The sequence below is a fragment of the Streptomyces sp. PSU-S4-23 genome (genome assembly GCF_055632315.1).
Genome location: NZ_JBVMUU010000002.1, coordinates 8,265,537 through 8,279,593 on the forward strand (window position 1 = coordinate 8,265,537; position 14,057 = coordinate 8,279,593).

General features: G+C 72.8%; 12 protein-coding genes. 6 read left to right on the plus strand and 6 right to left on the minus strand.

The annotated features are described in order from the left end of the window. Window positions 1-8 precede the first annotated feature (8 nt). The gene (locus tag ACZ79I_RS37355; RefSeq protein ID WP_471503857.1) at window positions 9-1,184 is read right to left on the minus strand and encodes a glycosyltransferase; all 1,176 of its coding nucleotides are present in this window, start codon (window positions 1,182-1,184) and stop codon (window positions 9-11) included. A 57-nt stretch (window positions 1,185-1,241) separates the two neighbouring features. Between ACZ79I_RS37355 and ACZ79I_RS37360 the strand changes: the two genes are divergently transcribed. Further along, complete coding sequence (locus tag ACZ79I_RS37360; protein WP_471503859.1) at window positions 1,242-2,027, plus strand: glutamate racemase; 786 nt, start codon at window positions 1,242-1,244, stop codon at window positions 2,025-2,027. 71 nt (window positions 2,028-2,098) lie between these two features. After that, window positions 2,099-2,644: a hypothetical protein gene (locus ACZ79I_RS37365; protein ID WP_471503861.1), complete on the plus strand. Its 546-nt coding sequence runs from the start codon at window positions 2,099-2,101 to the stop codon at window positions 2,642-2,644. Between the two features lie 49 nt (window positions 2,645-2,693). Here the strand turns inward: ACZ79I_RS37365 and ACZ79I_RS37370 are convergent, their stop codons facing one another. Next, on the minus strand, window positions 2,694-3,674 hold the full coding sequence (locus ACZ79I_RS37370) for an O-antigen ligase family protein (RefSeq protein WP_471503863.1): 981 nt from the start codon (window positions 3,672-3,674) through the stop codon (window positions 2,694-2,696). Window positions 3,675-3,944: 270 nt separating this feature from the next. After that, window positions 3,945-4,796: an alpha/beta fold hydrolase gene (locus ACZ79I_RS37375; protein ID WP_471505471.1), complete on the minus strand. Its 852-nt coding sequence runs from the start codon at window positions 4,794-4,796 to the stop codon at window positions 3,945-3,947. Window positions 4,797-5,103: 307 nt separating this feature from the next. Between ACZ79I_RS37375 and ACZ79I_RS37380 the strand changes: the two genes are divergently transcribed. The 4 genes from ACZ79I_RS37380 to ACZ79I_RS37395 all read left to right on the plus strand — a co-directional run bounded on the left by ACZ79I_RS37380 (window position 5,104) and on the right by ACZ79I_RS37395 (window position 10,930). Beyond that, window positions 5,104-7,440, plus strand: a complete 2,337-nt coding sequence (locus tag ACZ79I_RS37380) for a molybdopterin cofactor-binding domain-containing protein (RefSeq protein ID WP_471503865.1) — start codon at window positions 5,104-5,106, stop codon at window positions 7,438-7,440. 8 nt (window positions 7,441-7,448) lie between these two features. Next, on the plus strand, window positions 7,449-7,925 hold the full coding sequence (locus tag ACZ79I_RS37385; RefSeq protein ID WP_471503867.1) for a (2Fe-2S)-binding protein: 477 nt from the start codon (window positions 7,449-7,451) through the stop codon (window positions 7,923-7,925). A gap of 803 nt (window positions 7,926-8,728) precedes the next feature. Further along, a complete protein-coding gene (locus tag ACZ79I_RS37390; RefSeq protein ID WP_471503869.1) occupies window positions 8,729-10,336 on the plus strand; it encodes a hypothetical protein in 1,608 nt (535 codons plus the stop codon). 90 nt (window positions 10,337-10,426) lie between these two features. After that, a complete protein-coding gene (locus ACZ79I_RS37395) occupies window positions 10,427-10,930 on the plus strand; it encodes a hypothetical protein (RefSeq protein WP_471503871.1) in 504 nt (167 codons plus the stop codon). Here the strand turns inward: ACZ79I_RS37395 and ACZ79I_RS37400 are convergent. The 3 genes from ACZ79I_RS37400 to ACZ79I_RS37410 are packed head-to-tail and all read right to left on the minus strand — an operon-like array spanning window position 10,920 to window position 14,031. After that, window positions 10,920-11,813, minus strand: a complete 894-nt coding sequence (locus ACZ79I_RS37400; RefSeq protein ID WP_471503873.1) for an STM4011 family radical SAM protein — start codon at window positions 11,811-11,813, stop codon at window positions 10,920-10,922. The two genes, ACZ79I_RS37395 and ACZ79I_RS37400, sit on opposite strands and share 11 nt — an antisense overlap. A gap of 11 nt (window positions 11,814-11,824) precedes the next feature. Next, window positions 11,825-13,207, minus strand: a complete 1,383-nt coding sequence (locus tag ACZ79I_RS37405) for an STM4012 family radical SAM protein (RefSeq protein ID WP_471503875.1) — start codon at window positions 13,205-13,207, stop codon at window positions 11,825-11,827. Continuing rightward, the gene (locus ACZ79I_RS37410; RefSeq protein WP_471503877.1) at window positions 13,204-14,031 is read right to left on the minus strand and encodes an STM4013/SEN3800 family hydrolase; all 828 of its coding nucleotides are present in this window, start codon (window positions 14,029-14,031) and stop codon (window positions 13,204-13,206) included. Before ACZ79I_RS37410 ends, ACZ79I_RS37405 begins: the two co-directional genes overlap by 4 nt. Window positions 14,032-14,057 lie beyond the last annotated feature (26 nt).

The following is a 14,057-nucleotide window of genomic DNA, read 5'->3' on the forward strand; positions in this document are numbered from 1 at the left end:
CCCGCCGCTCACCGTTCGTCGAGGGCGGCGTCCGGACGTGCGTAGGTGCGGCCCTTCCAGGCCGCACCGCGCCCCCTGTAGTGCTGTACCGCCGAATCGACCGTCATGAGGAGGTACAGGGCCGCGGTCACCGGCAGCAACGGCGCCAGCCACAGCGGCTGGCGGTAGTAGCGCAGCATGGGGACGTACGTCGCCGTCATCACCACTTTCGCGAGCCCGCCGAGCACCATCGCCGCGACGTCGTCCGTGACGAGCCCCGCGACCAGCGCCACGGACGGCACCAGGTAGACGAGGACGAGCCCGAGCACCGTCCCGGCGAGCAGCAGCGGACTGTGCCGGAGCTGGGCATAGGCACTGCGCGAGACCATCCGCCACAGGTCGTGCAGCCGTGGATACGGGCGCACGCTGTCGACCCGGTCGGCCAGCCCGAGCCAGATGCGCCCGCCGCCGTCCTTGACCGCCCGCGCGAGCGCCACGTCGTCGATGACGGCGCCCCGGACGGCGTCGGGGATCCGCGCCCGCTCGGCGGCGTCGGCGCGCAGCAGCACGCAGCCGCCCGCCGCGGCCGCCGTCCGCGATCCTTCCCGCGCGACCCGGCGGAACGGATACAGCTGGGAGAAGAAGTACACGAAGGCGGGTACGACGAGCCGCTCCCACATGCTCTCCACCCGCAGCCGGGCCATCTGCGAGACGAGATCGAAACCGCCGGTGCGCGCCGCCGCCACCAAGGAACGCAAGGTGTCGGGCGCGTGCGCGATGTCGGCGTCCGTCAGGAGCAGATACTCGGGTGCCCGCGCGCGGGCCAGTCCGATTCCGTGGCGCACGGCCCACAGCTTGCCGGTCCACCCCGCGGGGGGCTCGCCCGGAGAGCCGACCGTCAGCGGCAGTCCGCCGTGCCGGCCGGCCAGTTCACGGGCCAGCTCCCCGGTGCCGTCCGAACTGCCGTCGTCGATGAGGAAGACCTCGGCGTGCCCCGGATACTCCTGGGCCAGCAACGAGGGAAGACTCCGCGGGAGTACGGCGGCCTCGTCCCGCGCCGGTACGACGACGCAGACGGACGGCCACGTCTGCGGGTCCCGGCGGGGCGGCAGCCGCAGATCCGTACGCCAGAAGAACCCCTGGCCCAGCAGCAGCCACAACCAGGCGGCCAGTGACACGGCGGTGATCCACACAAGGGCACTCACCCGTCGAAGTCTGCCCCACCACGGGGCCCGTCGGGGCTCATCGTCTATCGTTGCCGGGTGAAGATCGCGCTGATGGACTCCGGAATCGGACTGCTGCCGGCCGCCGCGGCGGTGCGGCGTCTGCGGCCTGACGCAGATCTCGTGCTCTCCCTGGACCCCGACGGCATGCCCTGGGGGCCGCGGACTCCCGAGGACCTCACACGGCGCGCCCTGGACGTCGCCGAGGCAGCCGCGGCACACGAGCCCGACGTGCTGATCGTCGGCTGCAACACGGCGTCCGTGCACGCCCTGCCCGCCCTGCGCGCCCTCCTGGAGCCGACCGTGCCCGTCATCGGCACCGTCCCGGCGATCAAGCCGGCCGCGGCGGGCGGCGGTCCGGTCGCGATCTGGGCGACACCGGCCACCACCGGCAGTCCCTACCAGCGCGGTCTGATCCGGGACTTCGCGGACGGAGTCGAGGTCACCGAGGTCCCGTGCCCCGGACTCGCCGACGCGGTGGAGCAGGCGGACGAGGCGGCCATCGACGCGGCCGTCGCGGCGGCCGCGGCACGCACTCCGGCCGAGGTCACGACCCTCGTCCTGGGCTGCACCCACTACGAACTGGTCGCCGAGCGCATCCGCGCCGCCGTCCAGCAGCCGGGCCGCCCCCCGCTCGTCCTGCACGGCTCCGCCGGTGCCGTGGCGGCGCAGGCGCTGCGCCGGATCGGGGCGGGCCCCGCGCCGGAGGCCCCCCGGGGCGCGGGGGTGACGGTGCTGCTCAGCGGGCGCGGGGGTCAGCTGCCCGCCGCGGCGCTGGCGTACGGCGAGGGCAGGCTTCTGCGGACGGCCCTCGATGTGAGGTGAGTCATCGTCCGGCCGGGGTGGCCGCCGCGCAACCGGGTGCCCACGCTCCGGAACCTGGGTACGCTCAAGACATGAGGGACCTCCCCCACGGTGACACGGCCACGCCCCCCGACATCTGGACGGGGCGGGCGACCAACCGCCTCCAGTGGCTTCTGTCCCTCGCCGGTGCGGCCTTCATGGCTCTCGGCATCGAACTGGCCGTCGACTCCGCCTGGACCTCCGGCATCGCGCCGCTCGTCATGTCCGTGGTGGGCTGCATCGCGGCCGGGCTGCTGGTCCTCTTCGGCACGCTCGCTTTCGTGCACGTCGCGGTGAAGGTCGACCACGAGTGCCTCGAGGTGCGCTGCGGCCACATCGGTGTGCCGCGCCGCCGCATCCCCCTCGCACATGTGGCCCGCGCGGAATTCGTCCCCCGGGTCACCCCGCGCCAGTGGGGCGGCTGGGGCTACCGCTGGCGGCCGGAGAAGGGCACCGCCGTCGTCGTGCGGCGGGGTGAGGGCGTCGCCCTGCGCCTCTGGGACGGCCACACCTTCACGATCACCGTGGACAACGCCGAGACGGCGGTACGCGTCATCCGCGCCCGGCTGCGGTCGAGCCTGCCCGGCGCCACGCACTGAGACGCGCGGGAGGGCGACGCGCCGTCTCGGCGCGGTCCCGGGCGGTGGCTCACGGCTGCGACGGCCCGCTCCGCTTCCGCTGCCCCTCGTCCCTGAGCGGGCGTGCCGTCGCGATCCCGGCCAGCACCCCGGCCCCCACCGTCACCGTCGTGAAACTCAGCGCGTTGCCGACCGACGCGATCACCGCCAGCGCGGTCAGGGCGGCGCCCGCAGTGAGGGCGATCGGTGTGGGCCGCGACGTGCGCCACAGCGCGTACAGGACCCAGCAGAAGACCGCCACGAGCAGTGCCACCCCGGTCAGCCCCTGTTCGGCGGCCTGCTGCAGGGGCGCGGAGTGGGGCTTGCTGTCGGGCGGGAGCGACTGGGCGGCCGTGGGGCTCAGTTCACCGAAGCGCCCGGGCCCCGCGCCGAGCGCCGGATCCCGGACGGTGAGGGTGAGCGCGTCGTGCCAGAGCCGTACCCGGTGCCGGCTGAACTGGTCCTCCAGCACGGTCCTCAGGCCCTGCGGCAGGGCGCCTTCGGCAACCGCCCAGGTCGTCCCCGTCGCCAGGGCCGCCACCAGGGCGAGCACGGTCAGAGCCGGGCCGCGGCGACGCGCCCGTCCGGCGGCGAGCGAGCACAGCAGCACGCCGGCGCACGCGGCGAGGCCCGTGAGGGAGCCGAGCGCCGCCGCGATCACCGCGAAGGCCGCGGCCGACAGTCGCAGCACCAGGCGGTATCCCGGGGCTCCGGCTGCCCACGCGGCGCAGCATGCCGCCCCTGACGAGAGCGCCAGCAGGGCGGCGGTCGCACCGGTGTGCCCGAGCGGGGCGGCGAACTGCGGGCCCGCCGTGATGTGCGGCGCGGCGAGCGCGAGTCCGAGGCCGGTGAAGGCACCGACGGCCGGGGCGGCGACCGGCAGCAGCGCGCCCAGGATCCGCCCCGACGCGTAGCCGGCGGCGACCGCGAGCACCGCGAGCAGCACGCCCTCGGGCCGGCCGCCGTGTGCGGCGGCCGTGATCAGCGCCCAGGCCGCACACGCGCCGAGCATCAGGACGCCCGTCGTGTCCGAAACGTTTCGTCTGTCGTCTTCCGTGTCCCCGGCCCCCGCCGTGGATGCCGTCCGCGTGCTTTCCACCCCGCCGCCCCCCTGTGACGGGCCCCGACGCTCGTGCCGTATCCGGCCGCACGTCAGAGGCTCGGGCACACGGTAACGGGTGATGCGCCGGTTTGTGGACGAGTTGCGCGGGAACCTTTCCCGGCCGCCGCGGCCGTCACGCGGGGATGCGGCCGGCGCGGGCTCCCCGCACGGCGGCCGTGTTCACCGCCGCGCCTCGGTACCAGGCGGGGGAGTGTGCGCTCGCAGATGGTCGAGCAGCAGGCGGTTGAGCGTCTCGGGTGCCTCCTCGGGTACCCAGTGGCTGACGCCCTGGAGGGTCTCGAAGCGGTACGGTCCGTCGACCCACTGCCGTGTCTGCCGCGCGGCCGCCGGCCCGAACGCGCTGTCCTCGGTGCTCCAGACGTACAGCGTGGGCACCTCGATGGCGCCGATCGCACGGTCGGGGCGGCCGGCCCGGTACCAGTTCAGCGCCGCGGTGAGGGCGCCCGGCCGGGACAGGTGCCGTATGTACGCCTCGACGGCGGCCTGCGGGACCTTTCCGGAGTAGCAGGCGCGAAGCTCCCCGGCACCGTCCGCGAGCATGTGCTCCTCGGTCGCGGGCGTCTCGCGCCAGTCGATCATGTAGCGCGACCGCTCGCGCTGGTCCCGGTCGGTGCGCAGGGCGGTGGCCAGCGCGCCGGGATGCGGGGTCGAGACCACCGTCAGGGTCCGTACGCGGCCGGGGTGGGCGTCGGCGGTCCACCACGCCACCGCGCCTCCCCAGTCATGGCCGACCAGGTCGAACGACGCCCAGCCCAGTTCCTCCGCGATGGCGGCCACGTCGTCGACCAGGACGTCGACGCGGTAGTCCTCGGGCCGCTCGGGGCGGACCCCGGGGGAGTAGCCGCGCTGGTCGGGTGCCACCACCCGGTGGCCGTGCGCGGCCAGCGCCGCGATCTGGCGTTCCCACGCCCGCCCCGTCTGCGGGAAGCCGTGCAGCAACAGCACCGGACGGCCCCCGACCGGACCCGCCGCGATCGCGTCGAACACGCCCGCGGCGGTGGAGATGCTCAGCTCGTTCACGATCCGCCCTTCGATACCGACTGGTCGGTCAGCCTTCAGTCGCCGGCGTGGATTGTCAAGGCCGAGGCGCGACGGCCGTCCGGGGCCGGAGAGTCCCGTGGAACCCCGGCGCCCTCATATGTGAAGCGCCGTGAGGCTTATGAGGAGATGAGCCGCCGGGAGCTTCCCCGGCGCACTTCCGCCGTGCACAGTCAAGAGCCGCCGAGGAGGCCTGGGGGCGCACCCGGTGCCGGGGGCGCCGCCGTCCTGCTCCGCGGCGCACACGGGGTACTCCGCTTCGCCGTCGGGAGGACAGTTGATGGGAGCCCACCACCGCCCGCAGCCGCAGGAGACCGCCGCCGGGCCCGGCGGCCCCGGGCGCCGGACCTTCCTGGGCTATCTGGTGGCCGCCTCGACGCTGACCGCCGCAGCCCGGCTGGGCGAGGACATCCTCGCCCCCGCGGACGCGGCCGCGGTGGTGCCCTCCGTGCCGGGCCCGGCCGAGATCTACGACCTCAACGACATGCTCACCCACGCCACCCTGCCCACCGCGAACCTGATCACGGTCCGGATCGGCACCGACGGCACCGCCTCCTTCGCCCTGCCGCGGGCCGAGGTCGGGCAGGGCATCACCACGTCCAGCGCCATGCTCATCGCGGAGGAACTGGACCTGCCGCTGGAGCGGGTCCGTGTCTCGCTCGCCGACGCACGGCCCGAGCTGGTGTTCAATCAGCTCACCGGCGGCTCGAACACCACGATCTCCACCTTCACGCCGATCCGGGTCGCGGCCGCCGTCGCCCGCGGCCGGCTCCTGCAGGCGGCGGCCCTGGAACTGGGAGAGGCGATCGGCACCCTGACCGCAAAGGTGGGGAGCATCACCTCCAGCGCGAGCGGCCGGAGCCTCACCTACGGCGAACTGGCCGAGAAGGCAGCCGCACTGACGACGACCCAGGTCGCCGTCACCCTCAAGGAGCCGTCCGAGTTCACGGTCATCGGGACCGCGCGGCGGCGCATCGACGCGCTTGAGGCGGTCACCGGACGCAAGAAGTTCGCGATGGACCTGCATGTGCCGGGCGCCCTGCCGGCCATGGTGTGCAGGCCGCCGACGATCAACGGCACGGTCCGCTCGGTGGAGAACCTGGACGAGGTACGGGTGCTGCCCGGCATCACCGACGTCGTGCCGGTCTCCACGGGCGTCGCCGTCCGCGGCCGTACCTTCGGGCAGTGCATCGACGCCGTCCGCGCCCTGAGGGTCACCTGGAATCCGGGCACCGCCGAGGGCCGGTCCGACGCCACGATCCGAGACGAGCTCCGCGCGGCCGAACTCCCGCTCCCCGCCCTCGATCTGCTCACCAGGTCCGTCGACGCGCGCTTCACCTTCCACTTCGCCAGCAACAGTGCGCTGGAGACCAACTGCGCCATCGCCGACGTCCGGGAGGACTCCGCCGAGATCTGGGCGAGCCTGAAGTCACCGATCACCGCGCGGGAGCAGATCGCGGTGAAGCTGGGGCTGCCGCCCGCCGCGGTCTCGGTCCACGTGACCGAGGGCGGTGGCTCCTTCGGGCGGAAGCTGTTCTACGACGCGGCCGCCGAGGCCGCGGAGATCTCCCGGGCGATGGGCAAGCCGGTCAAGCTGATGTGGCACCGCACCGACGACTTCCGGCAGGGCCGCGTCCATCCCATGTCGACCTCGAGGGTCCGGGCCGGCTACGCGCTCGGCGAGGTGCTCACCTACGATCAGCGCCACACCTCCATAGCCACCGACTTCGGCCATGGCGTCGGCGAGATCATCACCTCCGAGGCCGCGCGGCTGCCCGTGGGCGACCTCACGTTCTCCGAGACCATCTTCACGCTGACCCAGCAGACGCCCTACGACTTCGGGGTCGTCACCCAGCTCCTCAGCGAGACCGACAAGGGCTTCAACACCGGTTCCATGCGCAACATCTACTCGCCCAATGTGCGGTGCGCGCAGGAGCTGGTGGTGGACGAGCTGGCGAAACGGATGCGCAAGGACGCCTATCTGTTCCGCCGCTCCTTCCTGAAGGACGAGCGGGCCCGGGCCGTCCTGGACAAGGCCGCGGAGGTTGGCCGCTGGGGCCGGAGCATGCCCGCTGGCACGGCGCAGGGCATCGCGCTCCACCCCGAGTACCACGCCTACGTGGCGGTGCTCGCCGAGATCGACTGCCGGCCGGAGACCACGGGCCGCACGATCCGCGACGCGTACACCGGACCCCGTGTCACCAAGGTCGTCTGCGCCGTCGACGTGGGGCTCGCCGTCAACCCCCGCGGACTGGAGGCCCAGATGATGGGAGGCATCATGGACGGCATCGCCATCACGCTCAGCTCCGGCCTCCACCTGGACAACGGGCACTATCTGGAAGGCAGTTGGGACAACTACTTCTACACGCGCCAGTGGAACACGCCGCCGGAGCTGGAGATCGTCGTCATGCCGCCGACCACCGGAACACCCGGCGGCGCCGGGGAACTGGCCGTGGCGGGAGCGATGGCGGCGGTGGCCTGCGCCTACGGCCGAGCCACCGGCACGATGCCGACGGTCTTCCCGGTCAACCACGGTGGCCCGCTCGGCTTCGACCCGCTCCCGACCACCCCGCCGGTCCCCGCGTCCCCCACCGACGGCCTGAGCCGCGCCTTCTAGGAGCCCACGTGCCCGAACACACCTTCATCCTCAACGGCACGACCGTGACCGTGGACATCGAGGACGACGTACGGCTGCTGTGGGTGCTGCGCGACGTCCTGGGCATCACCGGACCGAAGTACGGCTGCGGGCTCGGTGTGTGCCAGGCCTGCACCAGCCACATCAACGGCAAGGCGTTCAACCCCTGTTCGGTGCCGGTGAAGGACATCGGGCCGGACGACGAGATCACCACCATCGAGGGCCTGCCCGCAACCGTCGGCAGGCCGCTGCACCCGATGCAGGAGGCGTGGCTGGAGTACGACGTCGCCCAGTGCGGCTACTGCCAGCCGGGTCAGATCATGACCGCCGTCGCGAAGGTCCGCCAGGCCCGGGAGGAAGGGCGCGAGATCGGCGAGGCCGACCTGGACGAGATCCGCAACGTCTGCCGCTGCGGAACGTACCACCGCATACGAGAGGCGATCCTGGCCGCGGCGAAGAAGCAGTGAGGCGGGGCAGGGGGCGGCGCCGCGCGCTGCCTCGCCTCAGCCGCACCACGCGCTGACGCTCCCTGTTCCCCCTGCGGGGCGCCGGCCGGAACGGCATGCGGTGAGACGGCCTGCCGGCTTCCGCCGGCGGCTGCCGCATGCCGTTCCCGTACCGGCTCCCGGCTCCGCGGCGCGCCCGTCCGGGATTCCCTGTGCATTAATTGACCGTGGATTGCGAATTCTTGACCGGGCGTTTCCTTCGTTTTTCCAACGGCCTTGGAGTCGTGATGTTTATGGGGCCGAGAGGGCGGCATGCGGCCTGCCGCCGCTGGTCCGGCGACCGGCCCGGGGCATCCGGTCACCCCCATCGATCTGGTGGCTGACCAGCGACAACAGTGCTTCGGTGGGGGCGGTCGGCGTCGTGGGCAGGGGAACCGCGGCCACTTTCCTGTAAGAAGACTATGAGTCCCATTGACGTGAACCCGTCACTGCTGATTTGCTTCTCCGCGTCTGACAGCACATCACACGAACCACCAGCGAAAACGCAGCGGGAATTAACTCGCCGCCTTTCACTTCCGTCCCGTCCAGGACGAGAGTTCCACGCGGAATGCAACACCGTGGGTGGGTTCCCCAGTTGCCGGGCGTACCGCCCGTGCAGCCACCCCGGTACCGGCGCGGCCTCTCGTCCTGTCCTGCGGCGGAACCGGCACCGGCGCAGACGGCCGGAGCCGTATGCCTGCCGTGATGTGCCTCGTAGACGCCCCACGCAGTCGACCTCCGCCGGACCACGGCGGGGTCTGTACGCAGAAAGGATCCCATCACCCATGGGAGATCCCCACATCCGCGGCGCGGTCCGAGCGACCCTGACCGGTCTTGCGTCGCTGTCCCTTCTCACCGGTGTGGCACTGGCCTCCATACCCCAGGCGGAAGCCGCCACCCAGGCCGCGGGCCAGACCGCGAGAGCAAACCCCTACAGCCCGTCCTACCAGCACCCGTACCGGCACGGCGCCGTACCGACCATCCAGCGGCACGCCAAGATGAAGTCCTGGGCGGCCCAGCACCCCGCCGCCGCAGCGGCGACCGGGCCGGAGACACTCTCCTACGGCGGCGGCGTCGACGGCATCGGCGTCCAGAGCGGCCACTCCAAGGTCTACCTGGTCTTCTACGGCTCCCAGTGGGGCACGCAGGGCACCGACGGCAACGGCGACGCCACGTTCTCCGGTGACCCGGACGGCGCTGCTCCAGTCGCCCAGGAGATGTTCAAGGACATCGGTACCGGCAATGAGCGGTGGTCCGCCGACCTCACCCAGTGGTGCGACGGGCCCAACGTGTCGGCGGGCGCCACCAGCTGCCCGTCCAACGCGAACTTCATCCCGTACCAGAGCGGCGGCGTCCTGTCCGGCGTGTGGTACGACAACTCGGCCGCGTCCCCGAGTGCCGCGACCGGGCACCAGCTGGGCGCCGAGGCCGTCAAGGCGGCCGGTCACTTCGGCAACACCACCGCCGCGTCGAACCGCGACGCCTACTACGTCGTCCTGTCGCCCCACAACACCAACCCGGACAGCTACCAGGGCAACTACTGCGCCTGGCACGACTGGAACGGCGACACCACCCTGACCGGCGGTGCGGTGTCCTCCTCCTACGGCGACATCGCGTTCAGCAACCAGCCGTACAACATGGACTCCGGCGCCGGCTGCGGCGTGGGCTTCGTCAACTCGCCCGGAACGCTCGACGGGTGGACCATGACGCTGGGCCACGAGTGGCAGGAGATGATGTCGGACCAGAACCCGGCCGGCGGCTGGACCAACCAGACCGGCAGCTCGTACAACGGCCAGGAGAACGCCGACGAATGCGCCTGGCTCTCGCCCGGCACCACGGGCGGGGCGGCCAACGTCACCATGGGCACCGGCACCTTCGCCGAGCAGGCGAGCTGGTCGAACGACACCAACGCCTGCGCCATGTCGCACGCGATCGTCGGCGGCGGCGGCGGTGGCGGAGGCACCCTCACCAACGGCACCTTCGAGACCGGAAGCCTGTCGAGCTGGACCACCAGCGGCACCACCTCCGCCAGCACCTCGGCGGCGCACAGCGGCAGCTACGGCGCACTGGTCGGCTCGAGCAGCCCGACCAGCACCTCCTCGGTCTCCCAGAGCTTCACGGCGCCGTCCGGCACCAGCAAGGTCTCCTTCTGGTACAACGTCACCTGCCCGGACACGGTGACCTACGACTGGGCCACGGCCACGCTCCAGGACACCACGGCCGGCACCACCACGACGCTGCTCGCCAAGACCTGCACCCAGGGTGCGGGCTGGAAGCAGGTCTCCGGCACGGTGACCGCGGGCCACAACTACACCCTCACGCTCACCAACAAGGACGACAACTACGCGGGTGACGCGACGTACACCTACTACGACGACGTGACCGTCTCCTGACCCCCGCACGTCGTACGGTGGGGGCGGGTCACCGGCCCGCCCCCACCGCCGTCCTTCCGGCCCGTCCGGGTGGCATCAACAGGAGGGCCCATGCCCCGTTCACCGGTCCGCCACCGCCCCGCCCGGTGCGCGCTGCGCGCCGGGCTCGCCGCCGTGGCCGCAGCCGCCGCGACGGGTGTCCTGGGCGGCTGTTCGTCCGGTCCCGCCGGACCGCCGGCCTCCCCGCCGTCGTCGAGCCGTCCCGCCCCGGCGGCCTCGGCCACACCCTCCTCCGGGCCGGTCGTCCTCGACGAACGGGCACGGGGGACCACGGTCCGCGTGCCCACCGGCACACGCGTCGTGGTGCGCCTGCACAGCACCTACTGGTCGACCCCCGCCGGCTCGGACCCGCGGGTCCTGGCCCCCGCCGGGGCCGGAACCACCCCGGCCGGCACCTGCCGGCCCGGTGCCGGCTGCGGCGTCTCCTCCGCGGAGTTCACCGCCCGCCGGTCCGGCACCGCGCTCGTCACCGCCCGACGGGACTCGTGCGGCGAGGCGATGCGCTGTCCGCCGGGCCAGGGACGCTACGAGGTCACCGTGGCCGTCACCCCGTAGCCCGGTGATCGCGCAGGGGGAGCGGGGCGCGCGGCGGTGGGGCCGACGCCGGGATCCGCTCCAGGACGCCGCCCGCGAACACGTCGTACAGCGGCAGCGTCTCCAGATGGACGTAGCCGATGTGGCAGTCGCACACGGAGCGGGGACAGGGACGCGGGCCCAGCGCCCGGCGGTACGTGCCGTCGTAGAGATTGCCCAGTTCGGCGCGGACGAAGTGGCAGCGGCGGACCGTACCGTCACCGTCGACGGAGATCACGGACTCGCCGGTGCGGCAGGGCAGGCCCGCGCTCGTGTGCGGGTACCGGCTGTAGGGGAAGAGCGGGTCCAGCGCCGTCCACCGGTCGGCCTGCGCGTCGTCGTAGGTGTGGCCCTCGGCGGCGTTGACCCACAGATACACATGCTCCGGCAGGTCGGCGCGCAGCCGTCGGGCCGCTTCGAGGTGTTCCGGCAGCCCGACGATGCCGACACTGAAGCGGACCTGGCGGTCGGCCAGTTCCCGGCACCTGGCCAGGAAGCGGTCGTACGGGGTCTGACCCGGGTGGTACGTGCACCACAGGGCCAGGGTGCCGAGGTCGGCGTCGGCGAGCCAGTCGGTGCGGCAGCTGAGGTTGGTCTGTATGGCGACGCGACGGACATGGGGGCGATGGGACAGCTCGGCCAGGGCACGCCGGTACCAGGAGCGCACCAGGCCCTCTCCCCAGGGGGTGAAGAGGACCGAGAGCCGGTCGGTGGTCCGGGCCGCGGCCCAGTCTGTGAATCTCTCCAGGCAGGCACGGTCGGTGCGGAGCTGCTCCCGGCTGTCGCGGCGCTTGGCGAAGGGGCAGTACGGGCAGTCGTAGTCGCACGAGGCCAGCGGGCCCCGGTACAGGAGGGTCAGGTCCATGTGACGTGGCCTCACTTCCTCTCGTAGGCGGCCATGGCGTCCCGCACGGCCGGTGAGAACAGCTCAGGACCGATCGCGTCGGAATGGGCCAGGCCCTCGGGGGTCAGCCGCAGGGCCGGGGCGTGCGGGTCCGCGTCCTCCAGCCAGCCCCTCTCGGCGAACCGGGTCAGTTCGCGTCCGAAGTCGTCGGCCGGTGCGCGGCCGCCGAAACGGGCGCGGTAGCCGGCGACGTCGAGGCCCTCGGCCTGCAGGAGCGACTGCAGCAGATGGCGGCGTCTGGCCTCGTCCGCGTCGATGCGCCGTCCGTACTCGGCGTGGGCGAAGTCGCTGCCCGGGCGGGAGACGTAGTCGTCGATGATGGAGCGGATCTCGTGCATGCCGACCGCGTAGTCGAACGAGTAGTGCAGCCCCGCGGTGTACGAACGGGCGCCGCAGCCCAGGCCGATCATGCCGTCGGTCTGGCACGCGTAGTCGTCCGCCCCCTGCGGCGGTGCGTCCGCGCGGCGGAACATCCGCATGGACTGCTGGCCGTAGCCATGGGCGACGAGATGGTCGCGGCCCAGGCGGTACAGGCGCAGGCGCTGCTCGTCCCAGGCCGGGTCGGCGTCGCCGACGCGGCGGCCGAGGCCGGTCAGGGGCCGGACGTAGAGGGGGTAGAGGTACACCTCCTCGGGGCTCCAGGCCAGGGCGGCGTCCAGCGACCGCAGCCAGGTCTCCGCGGTCTGTCCGTCGATGCCGTAGATCAGGTCGATGTTGAGCACCGGGATCCGGGCGTCACGGATACGGCCCAGGGCGGCCTCGACGTCGGCCCGCCGCTGCGGCCGTACGGCCGCACGGGCCTCGGCGTCGTCGAAGCTCTGCACCCCGAGGCTCACCCGGGTGGCCCCGCGTGCGGCCAGCACCTCCAGCCGGTCGGCGGTGGCCGTGGCGGGCGAGGCCTCCACCGACAGCGGGACGGCCCGCAGGTCGGCGCCCATGCGGTGTTCCGCGATGTCGCACAGCCGCTCGAGTTCGGCGGCGGTGAGGAAGGTGGGCGTGCCGCCGCCGAAGGCCGCCGTGGCGAACCGCACCGGCCCGCGTGCGCCCAGCGCCTCCCGCACGGCAGCCGCCTGCCGGTCCAGGGCGTCCAGGTAGGCGCCGGTCAGCCCGTCGGCGGCGCCGATACGGGTGAACAGGTTGCAGAATCCGCAGCGGACCTCGCAGAACGGGATGTGCAGGTAGAGGGAGAGGGCGTCCTTGGGCTCCCCGGCCCACAGTGTGCTCAGGAGCGGGCGGTCCGGGAGCTTGCGGTAGGCGGTCTTGTGCGGGTAGGCGTACACATAGCTCTGGTAGGGGCGCACCGGCGGCAGGCGGTCGCCGTGCGGGTGCGGGCCGGTCGCGGTGGCGGTGGTCATCGGGCGGCCTCGGCGGGAACGGGCGAACGCTCCAGGAAGAAGTGGGCGTAGGGCACGGTCCACACGGACGGGTGACCGATGCGGTGACCGGTGTAGCCGTCGTCGCCGTACGCGGTGCCGTGGTCGGAGCAGACGATGGCGAAGCAGCGGCGCCTGCGGCTCATGGCGGCGAACAGCCGGCCGATGTGCCGGTCGACGTACTCCAGGGCGGCGGCATGCGTCGCGCGGGAGTCGCCGTCCTCGCGTGTCGCGCCGGGCAGATGGAACCAGTTGGGCTGGTGCAGGGCGGCGACGTTGACGAAGAGGAACAGGCGCCGCTCGTGCGGCAGCCGGCGCACCACCCGCTCCGCGCAGGCGACCTGCGACTCGAACGAGGTGGGCGAGGCGACCCCGAACTCCGGCTCCCAGTGGGACTCCTGGAACAGCCCGGGGAGCACCGAGCCGAGGGGGCCCTGCTTGTTGAAGAAGCCGACCCCGCCGATGCACACGGTGTGGTAGCCCGCCTCGGCCAGGCCGGAGACCAGGTCCGGGGTGTCATAGACATATGTGCGCTCGGCCGTGGTCTCGCTGCCCGCGAAGGCCGCCGCGAACAGGCGCGGGTGCGGGCCCGGCGCGGCGGGCGTGGGCAGGAACCCGGCGAAGATCGCCTGGTGGGAGGCGTAGGTGAAACTGCCGGGAGCGTGCCGCTCCTCCCAGCGTCCGCCCGGCAGACGGCGGGCCAGATGCGGTGTGCGTCCGGCCGCGGCCAGGTCGGCGGCGACGTCGTGGCGCAGGGTGTCGAGGGTGACCACGAGGATGTCGTGGCTGCCGACGATCTCGTTCATGTCCGGCTCGCCCGCCGCAGGGAGGG